The organism is Virgibacillus byunsanensis, assembly GCF_042675965.1.
GTDB classification, from domain to species: domain Bacteria; phylum Bacillota; class Bacilli; order Bacillales; family Amphibacillaceae; genus Virgibacillus_R; species Virgibacillus_R byunsanensis.
Genome location: NZ_JBHTKJ010000001.1, coordinates 127,025 through 147,827 on the forward strand (window position 1 = coordinate 127,025; position 20,803 = coordinate 147,827).

Here is a 20,803-nt window from a genome sequence, read left to right on the forward strand (position 1 = left end):
CGCCAAGCCTTTATAGCGAATGGCCTAGTTGCACTTATGCAGATAAGGAAGTTTTATACTTTCTTACCTGCGAACAAAAACTAGAAACACCCGTTTAGTGACGTATGGGCTGCCCGCGCACGGCGTTGCCAATCAAAGGGGAGAAGTTAATCGATCTTCCATATGGAAACATGCCCCTTCATAGGTTGGGTGCAAAGCCCGCTAGCAGCACAGACACTGGAGCTGAACGTGACTGATTCCGTAGATAAATATACAAATTATACTTTTTTTACTAATAAGAAACGGGGTGATTTTAATGGATGTAATGAAGCCAAAAGCCAGTTCACATGTTCCTTCTGGCGAAGAATGGATGTTTGAGGTTAAATATGATGGCTTTAGAGGTGTTCTAACTTGGTCAATAGAGACCATTCAACTAACTAGTAAAAACAACAAAGATCTAACGAGCAATTTTCCAGAAATAATCGACTTTTGTAAAGACCAACAAGCAGTAGTTGAACCCTATTTACCCCTGACACTTGACGGAGAGATAGTTATTTTAAATAATCCATACCAAGCCAATTTTTCATTGCTCCAAAAGCGAGGCAGATTAAAAAATGAAGATTCAATTAGAAAAACAGCATCGATGAGACCGGCGAGTTTTTGTGTCTTGTACAGTCATAGATGGGTTAAAACCTATGTTTTTGACGCAAAATATTATAAAACACTTGATTTACCAAGGTTAAAAAGAGATATTCTTTTTAATCTTTTTTTGTTATTATGGGTTAAAATGGAAATAGTGGATGTTTGTGAATATGAGGATGTGAATATATTGGAGAAAACATTAACCCACTTTAGGTTTGTGGTAAGGGAAACTGAAATTGAGGAATTGAAAGGTAACCAATTGGTTAAAAGAAGAGTTGTCAATATAGGGATTATGGATAAGCGAGATGGTTATATTGCTCCCCATCCATTAACAGACTTTATCCGAGCGAAATATGAATTCAAAGGCATTGGTATTAGCTCTCAAATTAATGCAGCAAGGGAGATTGTGAAATTTCTTAATTTCATTTATGAGGAAATCGAAAACGGTGACAATCAGTTCGTACCACTGAAAACAAGTGGACTGAAGGGATTGAGACTCCATCATGCGAGTCGTTATATTACCTACCTAACATCAAAGGGATTAAAAAGAAATACCGTAATGACGACTGAAAGTTATTTGACGAGATTTTATCATTTCCTTCTGCAACAAGAATTAGTTGAGGAAGATATTATGCTGGAACAACAGGTGAATAGAATGGGTAGTCTAGTTTTGCTGTCACCTTTTACCCATCCTTCTTTGGAAACTCGCTATCCCTCTAGACAGGAGCCAATTGTCAATAAGCTTAAAGATTTCGGAAACAACAGATACCAACTTGTGGTTGAGTTTATTCAGGAAACTAGAGAGGTGTCCCCTGAGATTGCCTTGGGTATATGTTTTCAGTTTTATGGTGGCTTGCGAAGAGGGGAAGTAGTTAATTTAACACCGGGATGTTTAAAACCCCAAGGATTATATGGAATGAACTCTTTAGTTATGGACGTGGAAAATCATCAAGACATGTTATTTTCTCACTTAAAGGACACTAAAAAAGAGCAAGTAAAAAAAACAAGAAAACAAACAGTATTGCCAAATAACCTCCTTACCGAAGTTTATAAGAAACACATGGAAATGTTACATAGTAAAAAATTAAAAAATCAATCAGTCCTTTTTTTTAACAGTAATGGACTGGCAATGTCAGGTTATTCCTATGAACAAAAGTTTAAAAAAGTAAAAGAGTCTTTCTTATCAAAATTATTAGCAACACCAGGAAGATATTCTGATTATAAACTTCTAAGTGAAACAAGCTGGTCCACTCACATTGGCAGAGGTATCTTTACAAATTTTTTGTTAGACATGGGATTAACTGTTACTCAAATAGCTATAGCTAGAGGTGACAGTAATATTGATTCAGCATTGGCCTACGTAGATAAAAAAAACACGATAAAAAATATACAGGAAATGATAAACGAATTTAACAATATAAACCCTGGCGATTTTGGAAAAATTAATCCTCAGTCTATTAATACTCATTGGAATAAGGATGTGTTTACTCTTGGAAAAAGATCTCGTTACTCTCTCACAAATTGAAACTAATCCTAACTATAACCATATTCCTTTTTCTAGGTATATGATACGGTCCTTAGCCAAGGAAGGTCATATCGAAGTAGTAAAAAATAAGCGTGGCCATCGGGCTGTAAATATTAAACAACTTGAAGAGTTGATTGAAAGAGAATATCCTAATGAACTCACTTCCATATGGCAAATGAGTAATACTCCTAAATATAGTTATTTAAATATTGGATACAACAGGCTTTTGTCATTGGGTGAACAAGGTTTTATTAAAATAAAAAAGAACACACAGGGAAAACTGGCAGTTAATTTAAAGGAACTTGAGGATTTTCTTATTAAAGAGGAGGCAGAACAGTTAGTTCCTGTTAGTCAAATAGTAAATAATCCACAGTATAGCCATTATAACCTTGGATTAAAAAGGCTTGAAACTTTATATGAAGAAGGACACATTGAAATTACAATTAATTTACACGGTTATAAATCTGTCGTACTTAGAACGTTAGATGAATATATAAAAAAGCATAATTTTCCCAAAGACTATATTACAGTTGAGAAAATAGCAGTAAGCCCAAAATATCAAAACCTTAATTTAGGTAAAAAGATGATTGATAACCTGGTAGATGAAGGTCATCTTGAGGTGTTTAGAAATCAAAAGGGATACCTAAGCATAGAAAAAGATAAGTTACAGGAATACCTTTCTTTGGAAAAGTACATTTTAGAGAATTATATATCTTATAAGGAAGTTTTAATAAGATTTGGCTATAGTTCAAATTCAACGGAATATAGATCAATAAAAAGGTGTATAGCAAAACTAAAGGAATATGGATTAGTGGAAACAATTATTTTTAAAAGAGAAGAATATTGCAAACAAGACCATATTGACTGGTTTTTATCACAGTTCGTATTAACCAAAACAGCAGCTGAAATACTTGGAGTTACCAATAATACTCTTTGGAAAATTATAAGAGATAAAAATGTTGAATTTGTGGATTTAGGACCCAAAAAATATGTAAATAGAGAGCAACTAATTACAGCTAGAAAACCAGTGACAGTTGTTAAAGCAAAACATAATGCCAGTTCGAAAAAAGTGTCCTTAGAAGGTTTTTATAATACAAAAGAAGTTATGGAGATTTTAGGATGTAGCAAAAGGCTATGGGGTAATATCCGAAAAGAAGAAGCCGTTACGACAATACGACAAGGCGGTATAAACTATTATTCTAAAAAAGACATTGAAAAACTAAAACATTTACAGCAAAAGTATCAGGATAATTATTATAACCAAACCGAAATACAAAAGAAATTCCAATTAGAATATTACCGTATAATTCAAATAAAACGTATTCCCACACCTGCTTTAGCTAGACCTCTTTTTAAAAGAAGTGAATTTCTATATAGTCAAAAAGATGTGCATGAAAAAATAAAACAAATTAATACAGAAAAACAATTTTATACAATAGAACACTCCAGTCCAGTAGATACATTTAATTACAAGATTAATATATTAAATATTTCATTCTCTCAAAATAGTATTCATACAAAAAAATACTGGTTGCAATACATCTATGGCGTTCTCAATTCAAGAAGATGCAGTGAAGCATCTATGCAAAAAATAATCCATACACTCGTTAAATGTACCGGTCATATGGCTGAATTGACAAAGAATAAAGAGATTTATTCCGTTACGTCAAACGACATCAATTTGTTATTTAACCGAATTCCTCTTACCGACCAAAAATACCTGTATTTTTTTCTAAAGGAACTAAATGAACGTTTTAAAGCTGAAAACATAAGATCATTTAAATTTTCCAGAATCATAAACCCTTTTGAAGTAAAACCAGATACATTATATGAAAAAACTGTTTATACATTCAAAGAATATAAGGAACTTTATGGTTTTGTAAATGATGTGCAGTACCACAAGAGTCTAGCGATCAAGGATGTTAGAAAATATATTAAAGGTGAAAATTCAATTTATTATGCCTCCTCTTGGTTATATGTTTTAATCCATTTAAATAATGCTTGGAGACATGGTGATGTAATCGAATTCCCACGAATAGATTTAACGGACACTTCAATTAAAAGTTTAGAATGGTTAGAGGAAAATGACTTAACTTTTGAAGATGCCAAAAAAGTCATAAACCAAGTTATTCGAACAGACTTAAAAATATCGAAGACTCAAGCTAGTAATCACTTTTTTTGTTCAGATGATTTAACAATAGCTGTTGCAACGGCATCTGTTATCTGTGAATTTAGAGCAAGAAGTACCGGATTAGATAATACCAAATTAATTTACCTTGGAAACAAAAACAACCAATTTTATCCACGTACTACCGCCTATAAAGCGTTTTTTAATGATTTTAAACAGAGTTTTAAATTTGAGTCTAGAAAAATGAACCGTTCAATAATTACGTACCTTTATATACTGCTATCTAAACATCGTAAAGGTGGGGCTGCTCTTGAATTAGCTCAGAGATTAAGAGGGCACAAGGACTTTGAAACAACCAATCTTTATATTCAAATTCCTCAAGAAGAATTGGATTTCATAACGCATCAATTATTCTCAAGGGGATACTTTGGTTATATTCCCAACTTATTTGCAGACATCCTATTTGAAGAAGAAATTAGTAGGGATTTTCGAACAGATCAGATTACCTCAATTAAAGAACGGTTTGGAAGTATCTATAAAATTGAAGCGACATCTGGGTTTTTAAATGCGATTCAAAGTGAGAGACAATCCATTGTAGATATCATCAGATCCATGAGCATACAAGAAGCATCTGAATACATGCATAAAATATTTACGGAACAGCTCCCTAGTAAAGAAGAAAATTTTCAATGTCTTGTTTCAGAACAAGGATGTATCATGAAAGGAAAGGGAATATCTTGTATGAATTGCCCCCTCTCCATTCCCAATTTTTATGCCTTATCAACTGTAACAAATAGTATTCAAACAAGAATGAAAGAATTCCAAAAGAGTGTACGGGAAAACACTTTACAAGCTGAAAGAACAAGAAAAGCTAATTTATTATACATGGAATTAAACTTACTTGCAGAAGCCATAGAAACATTTGGACACGATGAAGTTTATAAATTTTTTGACGGAGAAAGAGGTCAATTTATTGAATTGATGAATCAAATAGAATCATTGCAAGAAGTAGTTACTATATCATAAGAAATGGGGTTCAAAATTGTCATTACAAAGTTTAAGTGTGGAAGAAATTGATTTAGAGTCATTATCAGAAGAACGTTTTTCTTTAACGGATAGTGTTAACTCTGCAAAAGGGATTCTACAGGAATTAACACAAGAACAAGTCATGATAGAAGGAAATTTTAAATACGATGAATGGATATTTGTCAATAAATTAGATGATACAAGGATTTTTTTCCAGTTTAATGAAGTTCATTTATTAACATACAAGATTGAGCCAAATGAATTCAAAATAATGGTTAAATGCTGGGTGGGTGATCTTTTAGACAAATATTCACCTCACTCGGTAAGAGGAATGTATCAATATTTATTAGAGTCAATTGCTGTTACACAAGGTTTTCAGGAAGAAACTATTGATGAGCTTATTGATTATCTTAAAGAGAATAATAGAGTACCACAAGTTTCAAGCAATATCATTAAAGTTATTTTTAACTTTTTAGATTTTACAGAGCTAGAAGTCCAAAGTGTTTACATAAAAGAATTAATAGAGATAAAAAGTAAGATAAAACCTGAACGAAGTATAAGAGAACTACCTTTTTCTAAAGACGTTCTTACCTTTTCATGGTGTTTAGAACGTTTTTTTGCGGAATTAGATCATTCATCAGAAATAGATGAACCATTAATGGGGCAAAAACTCCTCTATTATCCCCTATTAATTTGGTGGAAACTAACTAATGTAATTCCACTTCGACCTTCAGAGTTTTGTCTCATAGAAAGAAATTGTATAAGTGAAGCAGACGATAAATACTTCATTCGGTTACCAAGAAAAAAGAGGCCGAAGACTAAGAGGCGTCTGGAAATCGTGGATACATTGGAAATTTCGGAAGAGATATTTGATCTAATAAATTATTACATTGTGGAAACCAATCAATACGGAAGTACGGAAACATTAATTTCTTATCGCTCAATTATAGAGGTTTCCCACCCAATTGAAAAACAAGCGAGAGTACGCAAAAGAAATTATGACAAGTTTTCCAGTTCAATATTGAGAACACTTATTGAGCGTTTTTATCGAAAAATTGTTGAAGAAAAATATTATAAAGAAGTTGATAAGAAGGTAAAACCAAACGATACTCGTCACTTTGCATTTTGTTCACTGCTGATGCAAGGAATTGATCCCGTAGAAATAGCCCGATTGGGTGGCCATTCTACGATAGAAGCCCAATATCATTACTCTCAACATACAGAGTATTTTATTGATTCTGAGGTATATAATTTAATGATAAACTTTAAGCATGAAAGAGAATTACAAAAAGAAAATGATAATCCCTTTTCTACTCTTCTAGTAAGCAAAATAAAAAATCAAAGTTTAAAAGCGCCAATCACTAATACACGCTTACCACTGAAATTTGGTTTTTGTACGGATATCCAACAAAGATGCGAATCTAGTGATTGTGTATTTTGTAGTAAGTGGTGGATATCTCCCGAAGCACTTCTAGAAAATGAAGAAACACTTATAAACAAAATGAAAAACAGCAAGAAAAAAATATATGAATTATCAAATTTTATTAATCAACTCCACCGTAGGTTGGATTTTGATGAGTCTTCATTACACCCTTCTGTTTTAAGCAAACTAAAAAGTAAAGCAATGAGTGTGGAAGAGGAACTTAATCGAATTGCAAAATTAGAATCTTTAAGAGGTGATATGTATCATGTCTAAAATGAAACCGGGCAGGAAACCAAAAGAGTATTCAAAAGAGACGATTTATAATATGATCCATCAGTACAAGGAAGAAACAGGGATTATAGGGAAAGTTAAATACCTTGATATGTATCGTTACAACCATCAACTCTACAATTCTGGAAAGTGTACGGAAAGATATTCTGAAGACTTTTGGAGAAAAAAAGGTAGGCCTGGAAGAGAAGCTATTGATGTGGCAAATCAACTTGCTTCTCAAAAGCTGAGGACTTCTTACAACGAGGAGGTGGTTGTACCTAATGTGGTGGATGCCGTTCACAAGTTCCATGGGGATAAGGATATGCTTATAAAGCATTTAAAACCATTAGAGGCAGAGTTAACAAAGAGCATAGAAAGAGAAAGAAAACAAAAAATCAAAATGGAGGAATATCAAGACAAATATGAAAAGGAAAAGGCAAAGAGAAAGGAAGCAGAAGAACTTTCAATGAGCCTTCAGGATGCGCTTTTTAAAATGTTTAGATATAGTGCTTCGGATGAGGTTCCCCTAGAAAACCAATTAAAAACAGGAAAGACTAAAACAAAAAGGGTTATGAATGCCCTCGAAAACATCTTTAACTCACCAACCGAATTTTATAATATGTTTGAGGAAAAACGAAAAATACAGAACACGAAGGTCGTCTCCATGGAAGATAGCATTCGAAATAAAAAAACATTATTGGATGATTTTAAGGGGAAGTTTTAGTTCTAAATTATATAATAGATGATGTAGAGGTACGTGTATTTTGTAAAAATTTTTCAGTTTAATCATTTTTTAAATAAAGTGATTTTTTCGTTTGATAAATAGTTAGCTGTTTTTTGTGGTTAATGGCACAACAATATTTTACTTTTTACGAAATCCACGTACTTTGTTTGTAAAAACCGAAGTACATAAAATTAAGAAAAACAATATATCTTTTAAAAACGAAAAAGTCCTGGAAGATAAGAATCAAACCAGAACTCTTTCGCTCTTGAATACATCAGGAAACTCATCAAAGATATGATGAGTACAACTATATTATACCATTGTAAAATTGTATAAACAAATCTGTATGTAAACAAAAGGTGAATTAAATATGGCATAACTCGATCCTTTATGAATTATAATATGTTCAGAATTGAATAAGAGTAACGATAACATATCTTCGCAAAGCGAATTTACCTTCTCGAAGCCATAACCAAATAAGGTAGCCACCTCCAATTTCTGCTAAACCTGCTAGTATGAATATAAAAATAGTATAAATGATGCTGATCACACTCTCTCTAATAAATTATCCTTTGAAATTAATTACAGATTATTTTAGCTTTAATTACCGTTATTGCATTTTTTGTAACCAAACCCTGTAGTTTGTCCATGGTTGGAGAAAATTATCACAAACTTATGTTGATTGTGTATAAAAATGTACTTACTGGCTATTCTAACTTTTGAATTGATGTGGAAAGGGAGGAAAAAAAAATGGCTCATTATGATCTAATTGTTATCGGTGGCGGTATGTGCGGTATTCAAGCCGCCAAACAAGGGGCTGCACTCCATGCTAAAGTGGCTCTAATTGAAAAAGACGATGTTCTTGGTGGAACCTGACTTAACAGGGGGTGTATCCCCAAAAAGGCCTTGGTAAGGTCTAGCGAAGTGTGGGATTTAGTCAATCATGCACAAGAATTTGGTATCGTAGTTCAAAACACATCCTTGTTGTGGGATAAGGTGATTGACCGAAAGGAAAAAATCATCAAATCCTTCGAAGAGGATAAAGAGAAAGGTTTAAAAGAACGAGGAATTGATTTGATTAGAGGAGAAGCCCGGTTTAAGTCCGAACATACGATTAAGGTTAATGATAAAGAGATTTCTGCTGATAAATTCGTGCTCGCTTTAGGGTCAAAAACATCCACTCCTCCAATTGAAGGTATCGAATATACGCTAACCAGCACAGATGTGTTAAACACGCGTGAGTTACCAATGAAAATGGCCATCATAGGTGGCGGAGTCATTGCAATGGAATTTTCGCATGTCTTTGCAAGTGTTGGTGTGGATGTAACGGTCATTGAAATGGGAGATCGTTTGTTAGCAGATGAAGATCAAGACTCTTCACAAAACATAGAAGAAATTTCAAAAGAAATGGGTATTGAAGTTTTGTTAAATAGCAAAGTTCAGAAGGTCAACAAGAGTGATAACGGAAAATCGGTTGAGGTTGAAACTCCTGAAGGATCAAAAACGATTCTAGTGGATGAGGTATTATTGGCTGCTGGGCGTGTACCGAATGTAGGTGGATTAGAATTAGATAAAATTGGCGTTCAAGTTGAAAAGACAGGTATCAAGGTAAATGAATATCTTCAGACGACAGTGGAACATATTTACGCCGGCGGAGATTGTATAGGTGGTTATATGTTAACTCCCGTGGCATCCTACGAAGGAAGAGTTGCTACAAAAAATGCCATTAAAAATAATATTGAAGAAGTAGACTATAGTCTTGTCACACGGACAACATTCACTCACCCACCTATTTCTAGTATTGGGTTGACAGAACAAGAGGCAATTGAAAAAGGAATGGAGATTGATTCGAACCGGTTGGATTTTGCAGATGTTGGGTCTGCAGTGGTTTTAGGAGAAACAAGAGGTTTTGTTAAATTGATCAGTGACAAACAATCAAAACACCTTGTTGGTGCTCATATTGTTGGACCGAAAGCAGAAGAGTTAATCCACGAAATAGCAATAGCCATGAAGGGTAAGTTAACAATAGCCGATTTATCAGAGATTATTTCTATTCATCCGAGTATTTCAGAAGCCGTAATTGGGACGGCCATCTCAGCAGATAAAGGATACCAAGAAAGTTGTTGTGGTTAAGTCAAAGGAGGTGAGTATTATGGCAACAGAAAACAATGTAAAACAACAGGCAAAAAGAATTGAAGAATGCTGCAATAAGCTTGAGAATACCAATTCTCCAGAAGAAATTAGACAACATGTGAAAGAGATACAAGGTTGTTGTAACAATATTGAGCAACAAATCTAACTATTAAAAAAGGAACATCTTGTAAAAACAAGGTTGTTCCTTTTTATCAAATGATAAGGTGTGATCTCATGTTACGTTGGTAATATGGAACTACTGTAATTGGGGTTCAACCAAACTCTAGGGCTCATGTCGTACCGAAGAAGCATCAGCGGTATTTTCTGCAATGACATGAGCTCGAAGAATCTTATGCCTTGGGTTATCTTCCAAAGGACAGGGACTAATCAAATCAAAAAATATTGCGATAAACTATAACATATATGAAATATCAGAGGCCGCCGTAGGGTACGCGTACAACATTTTTTTTAGATCCTTTGTTGATAAGTTAAATTGAATGGCTGTGGCAAAATGATTGATTAATTCATCAGCCTCATTACTAAGTAAATGGGTACCAATTACCCTGTCACTTTCTTTATCAATTAACACTTTTGCAAAGGCTACGGATTGATTGGTTCGTTTGTAAGTAAACCATTTGGTTGTATCAATGGAATTAACTGAGTAGTTAATGTCTTTTTTTGAGGCTTCCTCTTCGGATAACCCAACAGATGCTAACTTAGGAAGTGTAAACACGCTTGACGGCATTACCTGGTCTCCCATAGAACGGTGATTTCCTTTAAGCAAGTTTGAAGAAACAATATGTGACTCCATCCCAGCTACAGGAGTCAACGGCTTTCCTTGCGTTGCAGCAACATCCCCAGCAGCATATACATTTTGATTACTAGTGCTTTGTAAAAACTCATTTACTACTATCCCTTTTTTATCAGCATGTATCCCGGCTTTTTCCAAATCCATTGAATCTATATTTGGTGTTCTTCCAGCACCATGAATAACCATATCCGTTTCAAATTCTACAGTTTTCTTTCCCTGTTTGCCAATAACCGAATATCCTTTGTCTTTTTTTATAATTTCTTTTACTTCTGTTTCAAAATGTAAATGAACACCCATTTTCTCAGTGTAATCCGTTAAATGTTCTACTAAATCCTTATCGAAGGCCTCGAGTGGTCGCTCACCACGGTGAAGGATTTGAACATTAGCCCCGGCTCTTTTGGCAATGTGAGCAAACTCAAAGGAAATATATCCTCCTCCCACAAAGAGTATGTTCTTTGGTAACTCATCAATTTCTAAGAAATCATCACTATACGTAAAATGCTCGCTTCCTTTTATAGGTAATTTTGCTGGACTCGCTCCTGTGGCAATCAAAATGTGGCTTCCTTTGACCGTGCTTTTACCCACTTCCAATTTGTTCTCATCAATAAACTTAGCATGCCCGTGATAGGTGTCAATACCTTGTTTATTTAATCCTTTTTCCTTTATTTCCGGAAAATCGTCAGTGAACCCTTTTTTATACTGTATCAATTCGTTCCAATTAATGTGAACGTCTCCGTTAATACCAGAACCTTTTAATCGTTGTGCCCCATCCAAGTATTCCGTTATGCCTACTAATACCTTTTTAGGATCACAACCTCTTAGTGCACACGTTCCACCAAAAGGACGTTCATCAATTATCGCTACCTTCCAACCTGATTTATTGCACTTAGCTGCTGTAATAGATCCTGCAGTTCCACTGCCAATAACAATTAAATCATATTCTTTTACCATCGTTTTCACTCCTCTATAGGTTTCTAATATTAACATTCCTGTTTTGACTACATACTAAACTATGTACCTAGGACAAGGTTTTGATTTTTTATCTATAAGGGTTTAACATGCATCTATTACAGGGTTATTATAGAAGCGAGCTGAATATTTGTAATATAAAACAATAAGAAAAAGAAATGAAACTGCTGTAGCAAGATTTAAAAATCTAATTTAAATAAATTTATTGGCATCTCACTATAATTTTTAATTAAAGGTTGGAAAGTGTGTATAAGGTCATAGAACGACATCCTAGGAAGTCTACTTCATCCCTTCCTTAAAATGACCAGTATGTTATTGTATCCAAAATACCTATTAATACTAAAAAGATTCCTGCTATTTGTTGAATTCGTAAACCTATTTTCCGTCCTTTATTTAGTAGTGTGCTGCTAATCTCGAAGTACCACATAAGAAACATGAACAATAAAAATGGAAATGCTGTTCCGATGGCAAAAACGGAAGGTAGTGCTATACCAATTGGAGAAGAAATCACAATTGGCATCAGTAAAGCGAAAAAGACCACTCCCATTGTTGGACAGAATCCAAGGGCAAAACTTGCTCCTAATAGGAAAGAGCCTATATAACCATTTTTCCTTTTGATAGGAAGTAGGTTGTTAAATAGCCCTGACCATTTTATTTTAATGATTCTAAGCAAAAACAAGCCGACTAGGATAAAGATCGGACCTAGGAATTGTCTAAACCGTACAAAGTAAACGGTCATTGACCCTTCTATTTCCTGCCCTAACCACCAAACCATCAATCCTAAGCTAGTATAAATCACCATTTTTCCTAAGAGGTAAAAGAAAACATCTCCCCATACTTTTTCTCTATGGATAGAGCGTTGACCATAATACGTAATGGCTCCGATGTTCCCGGTTAATTGGCAAGGTGAAATTGCACCTAAAAGACCTAAAAAGAAAGCAAATAGCAGGGGAATGTGTTCCAAACCATAAGAAATACGTGTTAACGGGTCATATAACCATTGACTTAACATATTCAAAAATTCATACATAGCGATACTCCTTTTCGGCATTCAAAAAGAGAGAGATGAATCTCTCTCCCTTAAAAATCTATTCTCTACCCTGCACAGCAAGATAATTTACTGACGTCTTTATCCAATGTTAAGGCGGCTAGTTTCAAGCCCTCAGACATGGTTAAATATGGAGCCATTGTATTTTTTAAATCGTCTGCGGTTAAACCAAACTGTACGGCTAATGTTGCACCATAAATCACGTCGCCAGCATTTTCAGCAACCACATGAGCGCCAAGGATTTTTTGCGTTTGGTTATCAACAACGAGTTTGAAGACGCCATTTGTTTCACGGTTCACAAGTGCCCTTGGAACACTATCGAGTGGAAGAACCGATGTCTTGACATCGTATCCTTGATTTTTGGCTTGTTGCTCGGTCAAACCAACTGTAGCAATCGAAGGATTAGTGAATGTGACACCAGGAACAAAACGTAGGTCTGCTTTCTTGCTGGCTAATCCTATTGCGTTTTCAACAACAACGCCACCTTCGTATGCTGCCACATAAACAAATTGTGGTCCTAATGTGACATCACCTGCGGCATAGATGTTCGAATTGCTTGTTTGAAGATAGTCATCCACAGTGACTTCGCCTTTTTTACCGACTTCAACCCCTGCCACCTCAAGATTAAGTGAGCCTGTATTTGGTCTTCTTCCGGTTGCAACCAATAATTGGTCTGTTTCAATGACTCGTTCTTCCCCATTCACTTCAATGTAGACTTTTTTCATGTCACCTTCCTGTTCCACTTTTTTGTAAGTGACGCTAGTGATAAAGTTTAACCCTTGCGCGGTTAAGGCTTCATCAACGGCTTCTGAAATTTCTGGATCATATTCTTTCAAAAGTCGTTCACTTCGTTGCATCAATGAAACTTCTGATCCTAAGTTGTTGAATAGTTGCCCCAGTTCCATGGCAATGTATCCTGACCCAATCACGACTAACTTTTTAGGAACCTCTTTTAATTCAAGGGCTGTTGTACTTGTTAGATAGTCCACATCTTTTAGTCCAGGAATATTCGGAACAGATGGAGATGCACCTGTAGAAATCAAGAATTTATTTGCTGTGTATTTCTGTCCATTCACTTCAACTGTCTTTTCATCGATAAAGGATGCCTCACCTTGAATTAAATCAAAGTCATATTCATTAATGAGATCCACATATTTTTGTTGTCTCATCCCTTGAACGAGTTCATCTTTTTGCTCGGTTAAAGAGGCCATGTCAACCGGTTCGGCTTTTGTGTTCAAACCAGCAAATGGGTTGTTTCCCGCTAGGTGATTGATTTCACCGGCACGAAGCATCGTTTTAGATGGAACACATCCAATGTTGACGCATGTGCCACCGATGGTCCCCCGTTCAGCCATAGCAACTTTTGCTCCTTTTTCCACGGCTTTAATCGCCGCAGAAAAGGCTGCACCACCTGAACCAATAATGAACAGGTCATATTCATCGTCTTTGTTATGAAAAGCGAGCCCTTTTTCTTCAGACTTAACCGTGACATCACCAGCATGATAACCTGATTCGTTAACAGCGTTTTTCGCATGCTCAAGTTGATCTTTAGAGATCTCAAATGTCGCTTGACCACGGCGGAAATCGGCTTCTGGATTTTTTGCTCCGGCATTTTTCAATGCTTCCGTTACATGTTCCTCACATCCGGTACACGTCATCCCTTGAACATCGAGTTTAATTTTTGATTGTTCATGAACAGATTTCTCTTCTGATCCAGGAGTATAACCGGAGTTCGCTACAGCCTCTTTTGCCTTATCGATATTTTCTTTTTCAATTTCGAATGTTGCATTTCCTTGTCGGAAGTCTGCCTTTGCGTTTTCTGCACCGGATGTACCCAACGCCTCAGTTACATGGTTCTCGCAACCTGTACATGTCATTCCTTGTATTGGAAGGGTGACTTGAACTTTATTTTTACTCATAGGAAAAAACTCCTTTTTTAATCGAATTTTATTCGTTTTTATTGTTTACAAAATCTTGTTCAACATTTATTTTTTAAATGGTTGAGGTGAACAACAGTCCAATGATGATTTCTTTTTATCTTCCTTTTTAGTATGCTCATTATCTGAATGGTCCAGTTTTTTCCAAGCCATATAGAAGGAGTAGATAAATAGAAGACCAAGAACTACCCACGTGATGGTTTGATACTCTGCAAGATAACCACCTAATGCCGTACCTGCTAACAATGGAAGAATCAAGACTAAGTGGCATGGACATGTAATCAGGGCTAACGCACCCCACCCGATACCTTTTGCTGTATTTTTCATGATTATAACCCCCTTATAAGCGTGTGCAAGAATTGATTCGATTTGCATTTTCGGCCACGACTGATTGTGCTAACTGGATGATGTCGCGAACATGTGGAAATGTTAACTTTGTTGTAAACATAATCCCCTTCTTTACGGGATGTTACGAATTCGCATGTTTTCATACATACCAGTTAACGAGGTTTGTGACTAGTTCACTAACTAATTGGCTCATATTTTTTCTGAATCTAGCAGTGATAATGTGACTTCTAACCTTGCTGGATTAGATAAATTATAAAAGAATTTCGATACGGTTTCATTTTGAAAATTGCTTTCTATTCATATCCATCACATTTTCTTCCGTTTCCCTCACTACCCTTAAAAATTAATCGGACCTGATGTCCAATAGACCAAAAGATAAATACCCGATAAAAGAATGACAACTGCTGTCAGTTTCTCAATGAAAGAAAGATATTTTCTCAAGAATTGTTGTACTAGGCTTCTTGAAACAAGTGAGAGTATCGTAATAAGTGTGACAACAATCCCCATTCCAATGGAGTAAAACACAAAATTCATCATTGTTGTTACAATGGAATGATTGGTCATCGATTGAGAAACAACCAGTAAAAATACCGGCAAGGTACAACTTAACGAGCCGAACGCATACGCAATCCCGTAAAGGAAAACAGATCCTTTCCCTGAATTAATCTGAAAAGAGATTGTTTTTATTGGCAAGTGTTTACCAAGTAGCATCCCCAAACCCATTAAGATGAGTAAGGCGGCCACAATGATTGAGAAAACCGGAAAAACAGCATTCAGTGAATGACCTATCCAACTAAGAGCAAATCCTGAAAGAACAAAGACCAACAAAAATCCTGCTGTCATGGTTATTCCTAACTGAATTCCCTTTGTGATGGACTTTTGATAGGAGTAATCCCCATCTTTACTTCCGATTAAATAAGAGATATAAGATGGTAACATCGCAACTCCGCAAGGGTTAAATGCGGCTGCTATTCCTATGCTCAGAAGATAGTAAACTGAGATACTCATGGTTGCACTCCAATATCAGACAAGGCACTTTTTAGTTTTTCAAAAGAAGGATTTACGTCTTGAAAAACTTGTTCTCCTTTTTTATTGATTAAGGCTACTTCTTCTAATTGCTTTACTTGAAATTGTTTGGTGATTTCTTGGTTTTCATCTAACACATGCGGCCAGTTTCCACCGTATTTTTTTTGAAATTGTGCCAATTGTTCTTTTGTGTCTATTGAAGGGTCGACATCAACTGTAAGAAGTTGAACTTTATCGCCATACTGTTCATGAATCTGAGCAAATACCTTTTCTAAACCTACACACGTTGGACACCAAGTAGCCATGAAGTAAATTAACGTTGGTTTTTTTTCTGATAAATTTATTGTTTGTCCATTAATACTTTTCACATTAAATTCCTGTGCTATTGTTTCAGTTTTCTCTGGTGTCTCTGGAGAATTTGAATTACACGCAGATAGAAATACAATCAACAAAAATAAACTGAGTACCCATTTATTCTTCAATTAGATCCTCCTTTGTTATTAAAGACTCGAAAATAGGACACTCATAAATTTCTTTTTCATCCGGGCATCTCTTACGTAAGTCGTCTAACATTTTCTTGATTTGAATTAAGTCTTTAATTTTTTTCTCAATTTCATCTAGTTTCTGCGTTGTAAAATCATACATGTTCAGACATCTATTTGGATCTTTATCCACAACTCCAAGAAGCCGGTTTATTTCATTCAAGGAAAAATCCAACCCCTGCATACGTTTTATAAAATGGATACGTTCGGCTGCTTCTTCAGGATACAAACGGTAACCGGATTCGGTTCGTGGAGGTTCAAGGATCACCCCTATACGCTCATAATAACGTATAGTTTCTTTATTAACGTTACATTCTTTAGCTAATTCTCCTATTCGATAACTCATACCAATTCACCTCAATAAAAAGTATAAACCCTGTACCATAGTACAGTGTCAAGTCTTTGCTTTATTCTTCATTAGTTTTCGCGATTTTCTATATCTCGGTGTCGAAACAATACTAATTTTAGTATTGGGATGTAGATAAATGAATAAAACATACCAAAAGATGAACCTGTTCCTCCAACTTTTTCCTTTGCATGCATTACTTGTAGGTTAGGCTAATGTTTGGAGATGTAGTAAATGGATAATTATGTAAAATAAATCAAACTTTAACTAATTAGGAAGGTAAACCGTTAGAGGAGCCACCGGTAAATGTTTTTCCATTAACATACCTAGACCAAATAATAAGCAAAACAGCGGTAACCCATGATAGGAAGGGCAGATAATCTACTAGCCCTCAACCAAGTAAACTAGTTAAAAATCCAGCTGCTACAACAACGATTAAAAAGTCGACAGTCATAGCAACGCCCAATCCCATTTCCTTTATTATGGCAGACCAATTTGACACTTTTTTATCATCTAAACCAATCAGATAGGAGATGTAGGAAGGTAACATTGCATTACCGCAGGAATAAATGCAGCTGCAATTCCTGTGGTGAAAACAATCCAAAGTGAAATGCCCATTATTCCACCAAAATTTTAGCCAAAGCCTCCTGAACTTCTATCAATGAAGGATTGACTGCTCTGAAAACTTCTTTGTAATTTTGATCTACTAATACCGTCTCTTCCAATTGTTTCACTCCAAATTCGTGAGTAATTGTCCGATCTTCATTATCTAATATATGTGACCAGTCTCCACCGAATTTTTTCTGGAACTTAGCGAGCCCCTCTACTGTATCCATATATGGATCAAGATCAACCGTTATAATTTGAACTTCTGGATAAAGTCTAGACACATCATTAAGCATGATTTCTCCATCCTTACAAGTCGGACACGAAGCAGACATAAAGTACACTAAACTCGGTTGGTCGTCAGCTAACCGCACCCTCTTCCCCTTAATATCCTTTGCATCTATGCTTAATTGGTTTTCGTTTTCGCTATCGCTACCACTACCACTTGATGTGCATGCTGTTAATACTAACAAAAGAAATAATAGAGATATTAATGTTAGGCGAGCTTTCATTTGTCGTACCTCCTATAGGATTCAGTTACTCATAATTTTTTCTTTATTTCATCAGTTTTTTCGTTGTAAAATCATTCAGACATCTATTTTGATCTTTATCCACAACTCCAAGAATCGGTTTACTTTATTCAAGGAAATCCAACCCCTGCATACGTTTTATAAAATGGATACAATCGGCTGTTTCTTCAGGATACAAAAGGTAACCGGATCCAGTTCGTGGAGGTTCAGGGTTACCCCTATACGCTCATAATAACGTACTGTTTCTTTATTAATGTCACATTCTTTAGCTAATTCTCCTATTCGATAAACTCATATACCAACTCACCTCAGTAAAAGTATAAACCCTGTACCATAGTACGGTGTCAAGTCTTTGCTTTTTTCTCCATTTAATTTTCTGTATCCCGGTATCCTCCAATATCGATACAACAATCCTAATTTTAGTTTTGAGATGTTGGAAAAAAAAAAAATATACTAATAAATAAACTGTTCCTTCAATTTAATCCTTTGCATACACTATTTTTAGGTTAGGCCAATGTTTGGAGGTATTACAAATGGATAACTATGTAAATCAAATTTTATATTATTGGGAAGGTAAACCGTTAGAGGGAGCCAAAACAATTATCCAAAAATATGGTTACCCTCATGAAGCAACAATGAGTAGACTGATTTGGTATAACAACGGACCATGGAAGCGTACGATTATCCACCGTGATACAGTACCACATAATTTTCCGACACCACATCTTGATTTTTTAGAACAAACCATTGATTATAGAGTTCCTGTAAACTTATTTGATGATGTAGCTGCCTTTGATGGAAGTGTTTATTTGGATCGTACAAAAGGGGAAGCTTCTGCAACGTGCCATAAAGAAGCGATGAACTTATTATCTCTAAATTTACTAAGTGATATCGTGACAGGTAAACTGGATGTTCAAGGAGCAAAGATGTTTTATGCTCAGACAGCTTATATGTTTAGTGAATATAATATTTCCTCCCCTTATACAGAAGGTCTCCTTTTTCCGAAACAATTTAATACCGCAGACCCAGGAATCATTTATTTTAAATAACAATGTTAACTACTTTTCCTTCTAGGGATGCCACTAACATTTCGGAATTTTGTAAGCTAAGCAAATTTGGTAAGGAAAAGTTTGATTTCATCATTGTACATGCTTGAAATCGCTCCCTTGTTTTTCACTAAAAAATCTGAAGAAGAGTTTTTCAATGGTTATAAAGAATAATAGAATTTTTCTGATGATTATTGACGTGGGCCCCATAGCATAATTGAAACCCCAATTAGACAAAGGCTTGCACCAATCCAATCATATAAATCGGGAGTTTTCTTATCAATTCCCCATCCCCATAAAACAGCAAGAATGATAAATACCCCTCCATAGGCAGCATAAACCCTACCGAACGAAGGGAATGTTTGAAATGTAGCAATAACACCATATAAAGCTAAGGCTATGCCTCCGAAGGCTCCCCAATAAAATGGCTTACCTTCTCTTAACCATACCCAAATTAAATAACCACCACCAATCTCGGCTAGACCTGCTAGTAAAAATAAAATAATAGTAATTGTCACTATTACACTTCCTTTATCGTTAATATATAAATCATAACATGGGGTATGGAGCACTGTGTATCCGAGTCAATTTACAAAAGAGTTTTTAAATAAAGAATTACTCCCACACATTTCACCTCTAGGATTGCGAACATATTAATTTTATTGAAGAATATAAACATCAAACTTTTTTATATAGCTACAAAGGTTAAAAGAGGTCAATAATGCACTTCTTCTGCTTTAATAAACTATTTATATATTTTTTTAAATGTTTTTGTAAAGACTAATGAAAAAAGGAGTTAACTATGAAATTTAAGCCTATTATTCCCTTTGAACCTGTCTCCTCAGAAGATATTCCAAAAGGATCAGAATGGATATCACAAATTAAATGGGATGGAGTTAGGGTTTTAACATACGTTGATGGACATGAAATAATGCTATTCAATAGAAAACTTAATGAGCGCACATTCCATTATCCGGAATTAAAAAATATTACGTCGCTTACTTCTGCTAAGTCAGTTATTTTTGATGGTGAAGTTATTGCCCTTGATAAGGAAGGTAAACCCTCATTTCATGAAGTTATGAAACGTGATGGAATACGGCGAATGGATCGAGTAAATGATATTGCTAAAGATGTTCCAATTTATTATATGATTTTTGATATTATTTTTTTAAATGATGAATGGATTAATGAATATTCATTAAAGGATAGGCTTAATTTACTTTTAAACAGTATAGATCCCAATGAACATATACAAATAGTACCCTCTAATAGCGATGGGCCTAGTTTATATGAGGTTGCCAAACAACACGATTTGGAAGGGATTATAAGTAAGAACCTTTCTAGTAGATACATTATAAACGGAAAAAATGCTGATTGGAGAAAAATAAAGAATTATAAGGACCTTATTGCTGTAATTGGTGGAGTTACTTATCGAAATGGGGTAGTCAATTCTATGCTACTCGGTCTTTATGATAATAAAAATCAGTTTTGGTACATTGGAAATGTTGGAACTGGAAAACTAACTAGGGCTGAATGGCAAGAATTCACTAAAGGAATTGAACCCTTCAAAACAGATAATAAACCATTTATAAATAAACCCGAAAGATTAAATAAGGCGCAATGGCTTCAACCTCTAATAACAGTTAAAGTCCAATATATGGAATGGCCAAAAGGCCATTCACTGAGGCAACCTAGTATTCAATCTTTTGTAAGTGCAGATCCAAAAATGTGCAAACTTAACTGA

Annotated in this window: 20 protein-coding genes and 2 pseudogenes; 10 read left to right on the top strand and 12 right to left on the bottom strand. The window is 35.1% G+C overall.

All coding sequences use genetic code 11. The features are described 5' to 3' along the window. Positions 1-295 precede the first annotated feature (295 nt). From ACFQ3N_RS00580 to ACFQ3N_RS00595, 4 genes are read left to right on the top strand one after another with little or no spacing between them, the layout of a single operon-like run. Positions 296-2,146, top strand: a complete 1,851-nt coding sequence (locus ACFQ3N_RS00580) for an ATP-dependent DNA ligase (protein ID WP_390358548.1) — start codon at positions 296-298, stop codon at positions 2,144-2,146. Beyond that, a complete protein-coding gene (locus ACFQ3N_RS00585) occupies positions 2,112-5,300 on the top strand; it encodes a hypothetical protein (RefSeq protein WP_390358549.1) in 3,189 nt (1,062 codons plus the stop codon). Before ACFQ3N_RS00580 ends, ACFQ3N_RS00585 begins: the two co-directional genes overlap by 35 nt. Positions 5,301-5,316: 16 nt before the next feature. Then, positions 5,317-6,996 carry a tyrosine-type recombinase/integrase gene (locus ACFQ3N_RS00590; protein WP_390358551.1) on the top strand — a complete coding sequence of 560 codons (1,680 nt, stop codon included), beginning with the start codon at positions 5,317-5,319 and terminating at the stop codon, positions 6,994-6,996. Continuing rightward, positions 6,989-7,717 carry a hypothetical protein gene (locus ACFQ3N_RS00595; RefSeq protein ID WP_390358553.1) on the top strand — a complete coding sequence of 243 codons (729 nt, stop codon included), beginning with the start codon at positions 6,989-6,991 and terminating at the stop codon, positions 7,715-7,717. The genes ACFQ3N_RS00590 and ACFQ3N_RS00595 overlap by 8 nt, the downstream gene beginning before the upstream one ends. Before the next feature lie 442 nt (positions 7,718-8,159). Here the strand turns inward: ACFQ3N_RS00595 and ACFQ3N_RS00600 are convergent. After that, positions 8,160-8,258: pseudogene (locus ACFQ3N_RS00600) on the bottom strand (YnfA family protein); the annotation flags it as partial. Between the two features lie 209 nt (positions 8,259-8,467). On the opposite strand from ACFQ3N_RS00600, the gene ACFQ3N_RS00605 reads away from it, so the two are divergent. The 4 genes and pseudogenes from ACFQ3N_RS00605 (at position 8,468) to ACFQ3N_RS00620 (ending at position 10,016) form a co-directional block, all read left to right on the top strand. Beyond that, a complete protein-coding gene (locus tag ACFQ3N_RS00605) occupies positions 8,468-8,593 on the top strand; it encodes an FAD-dependent oxidoreductase (RefSeq protein WP_390358555.1) in 126 nt (41 codons plus the stop codon). Between the two features lie 12 nt (positions 8,594-8,605). Then, positions 8,606-9,409: pseudogene (locus ACFQ3N_RS00610) on the top strand (dihydrolipoyl dehydrogenase family protein); the annotation flags it as partial. Continuing rightward, positions 9,392-9,850, top strand: a complete 459-nt coding sequence (locus ACFQ3N_RS00615; protein WP_390358740.1) for a hypothetical protein — start codon at positions 9,392-9,394, stop codon at positions 9,848-9,850. The pseudogene ACFQ3N_RS00610 and the gene ACFQ3N_RS00615, both read left to right, overlap by 18 nt. Positions 9,851-9,869: 19 nt before the next feature. Then, entirely contained in the window at positions 9,870-10,016 is a 147-nt protein-coding gene (locus tag ACFQ3N_RS00620; RefSeq protein ID WP_390358556.1) for a hypothetical protein, read from the top strand. Between the two features lie 246 nt (positions 10,017-10,262). Here the strand turns inward: ACFQ3N_RS00620 and ACFQ3N_RS00625 are convergent, their stop codons facing one another. The 10 genes from ACFQ3N_RS00625 to ACFQ3N_RS00670 all read right to left on the bottom strand — a co-directional run bounded on the left by ACFQ3N_RS00625 (position 10,263) and on the right by ACFQ3N_RS00670 (position 18,295). Continuing rightward, positions 10,263-11,612, bottom strand: a complete 1,350-nt coding sequence (locus ACFQ3N_RS00625) for a dihydrolipoyl dehydrogenase family protein (RefSeq protein WP_390358558.1) — start codon at positions 11,610-11,612, stop codon at positions 10,263-10,265. A gap of 313 nt (positions 11,613-11,925) precedes the next feature. Further along, positions 11,926-12,660 (bottom strand): urease accessory protein UreH domain-containing protein, encoded by a 735-nt coding sequence (locus tag ACFQ3N_RS00630; RefSeq protein WP_390358560.1) that lies wholly within the window; start codon positions 12,658-12,660, stop codon positions 11,926-11,928. A 65-nt stretch (positions 12,661-12,725) separates the two neighbouring features. Further along, complete coding sequence (gene merA / locus ACFQ3N_RS00635; RefSeq protein ID WP_390358561.1) at positions 12,726-14,597, bottom strand: mercury(II) reductase; 1,872 nt, start codon at positions 14,595-14,597, stop codon at positions 12,726-12,728. A 66-nt stretch (positions 14,598-14,663) separates the two neighbouring features. After that, a complete protein-coding gene (locus ACFQ3N_RS00640; RefSeq protein ID WP_390358563.1) occupies positions 14,664-14,942 on the bottom strand; it encodes a hypothetical protein in 279 nt (92 codons plus the stop codon). A gap of 357 nt (positions 14,943-15,299) precedes the next feature. Continuing rightward, complete coding sequence (locus ACFQ3N_RS00645) at positions 15,300-15,971, bottom strand: cytochrome c biogenesis CcdA family protein (protein ID WP_390358565.1); 672 nt, start codon at positions 15,969-15,971, stop codon at positions 15,300-15,302. Further along, positions 15,968-16,471: a TlpA family protein disulfide reductase gene (locus tag ACFQ3N_RS00650; RefSeq protein WP_390358567.1), complete on the bottom strand. Its 504-nt coding sequence runs from the start codon at positions 16,469-16,471 to the stop codon at positions 15,968-15,970. Before ACFQ3N_RS00650 ends, ACFQ3N_RS00645 begins: the two co-directional genes overlap by 4 nt. Then, complete coding sequence (merR, locus tag ACFQ3N_RS00655) at positions 16,461-16,877, bottom strand: Hg(II)-responsive transcriptional regulator (RefSeq protein ID WP_390358569.1); 417 nt, start codon at positions 16,875-16,877, stop codon at positions 16,461-16,463. The genes ACFQ3N_RS00650 and merR overlap by 11 nt, the downstream gene beginning before the upstream one ends. Positions 16,878-17,268: 391 nt before the next feature. Then, positions 17,269-17,427 (bottom strand): hypothetical protein, encoded by a 159-nt coding sequence (locus ACFQ3N_RS00660; RefSeq protein WP_390358571.1) that lies wholly within the window; start codon positions 17,425-17,427, stop codon positions 17,269-17,271. Positions 17,428-17,494: 67 nt separating this feature from the next. Further along, complete coding sequence (locus ACFQ3N_RS00665) at positions 17,495-17,995, bottom strand: TlpA family protein disulfide reductase (RefSeq protein ID WP_390358573.1); 501 nt, start codon at positions 17,993-17,995, stop codon at positions 17,495-17,497. 156 nt (positions 17,996-18,151) lie between these two features. Next, a complete protein-coding gene (locus ACFQ3N_RS00670) occupies positions 18,152-18,295 on the bottom strand; it encodes a MerR family DNA-binding transcriptional regulator (RefSeq protein ID WP_390358742.1) in 144 nt (47 codons plus the stop codon). Positions 18,296-18,546: 251 nt separating this feature from the next. On the opposite strand from ACFQ3N_RS00670, the gene ACFQ3N_RS00675 reads away from it, so the two are divergent. Next, complete coding sequence (locus tag ACFQ3N_RS00675) at positions 18,547-19,062, top strand: hypothetical protein (RefSeq protein WP_390358575.1); 516 nt, start codon at positions 18,547-18,549, stop codon at positions 19,060-19,062. A gap of 188 nt (positions 19,063-19,250) precedes the next feature. On the opposite strand, the gene ACFQ3N_RS00680 is transcribed toward ACFQ3N_RS00675, so the two are convergent. After that, positions 19,251-19,577: a YnfA family protein gene (locus tag ACFQ3N_RS00680; RefSeq protein ID WP_390358577.1), complete on the bottom strand. Its 327-nt coding sequence runs from the start codon at positions 19,575-19,577 to the stop codon at positions 19,251-19,253. Positions 19,578-19,861: 284 nt separating this feature from the next. Here ACFQ3N_RS00680 and ACFQ3N_RS00685 point away from each other — a divergent pair, with 284 nt between their 5' ends. After that, positions 19,862-20,803: an ATP-dependent DNA ligase gene (locus ACFQ3N_RS00685; RefSeq protein ID WP_390358579.1), complete on the top strand. Its 942-nt coding sequence runs from the start codon at positions 19,862-19,864 to the stop codon at positions 20,801-20,803.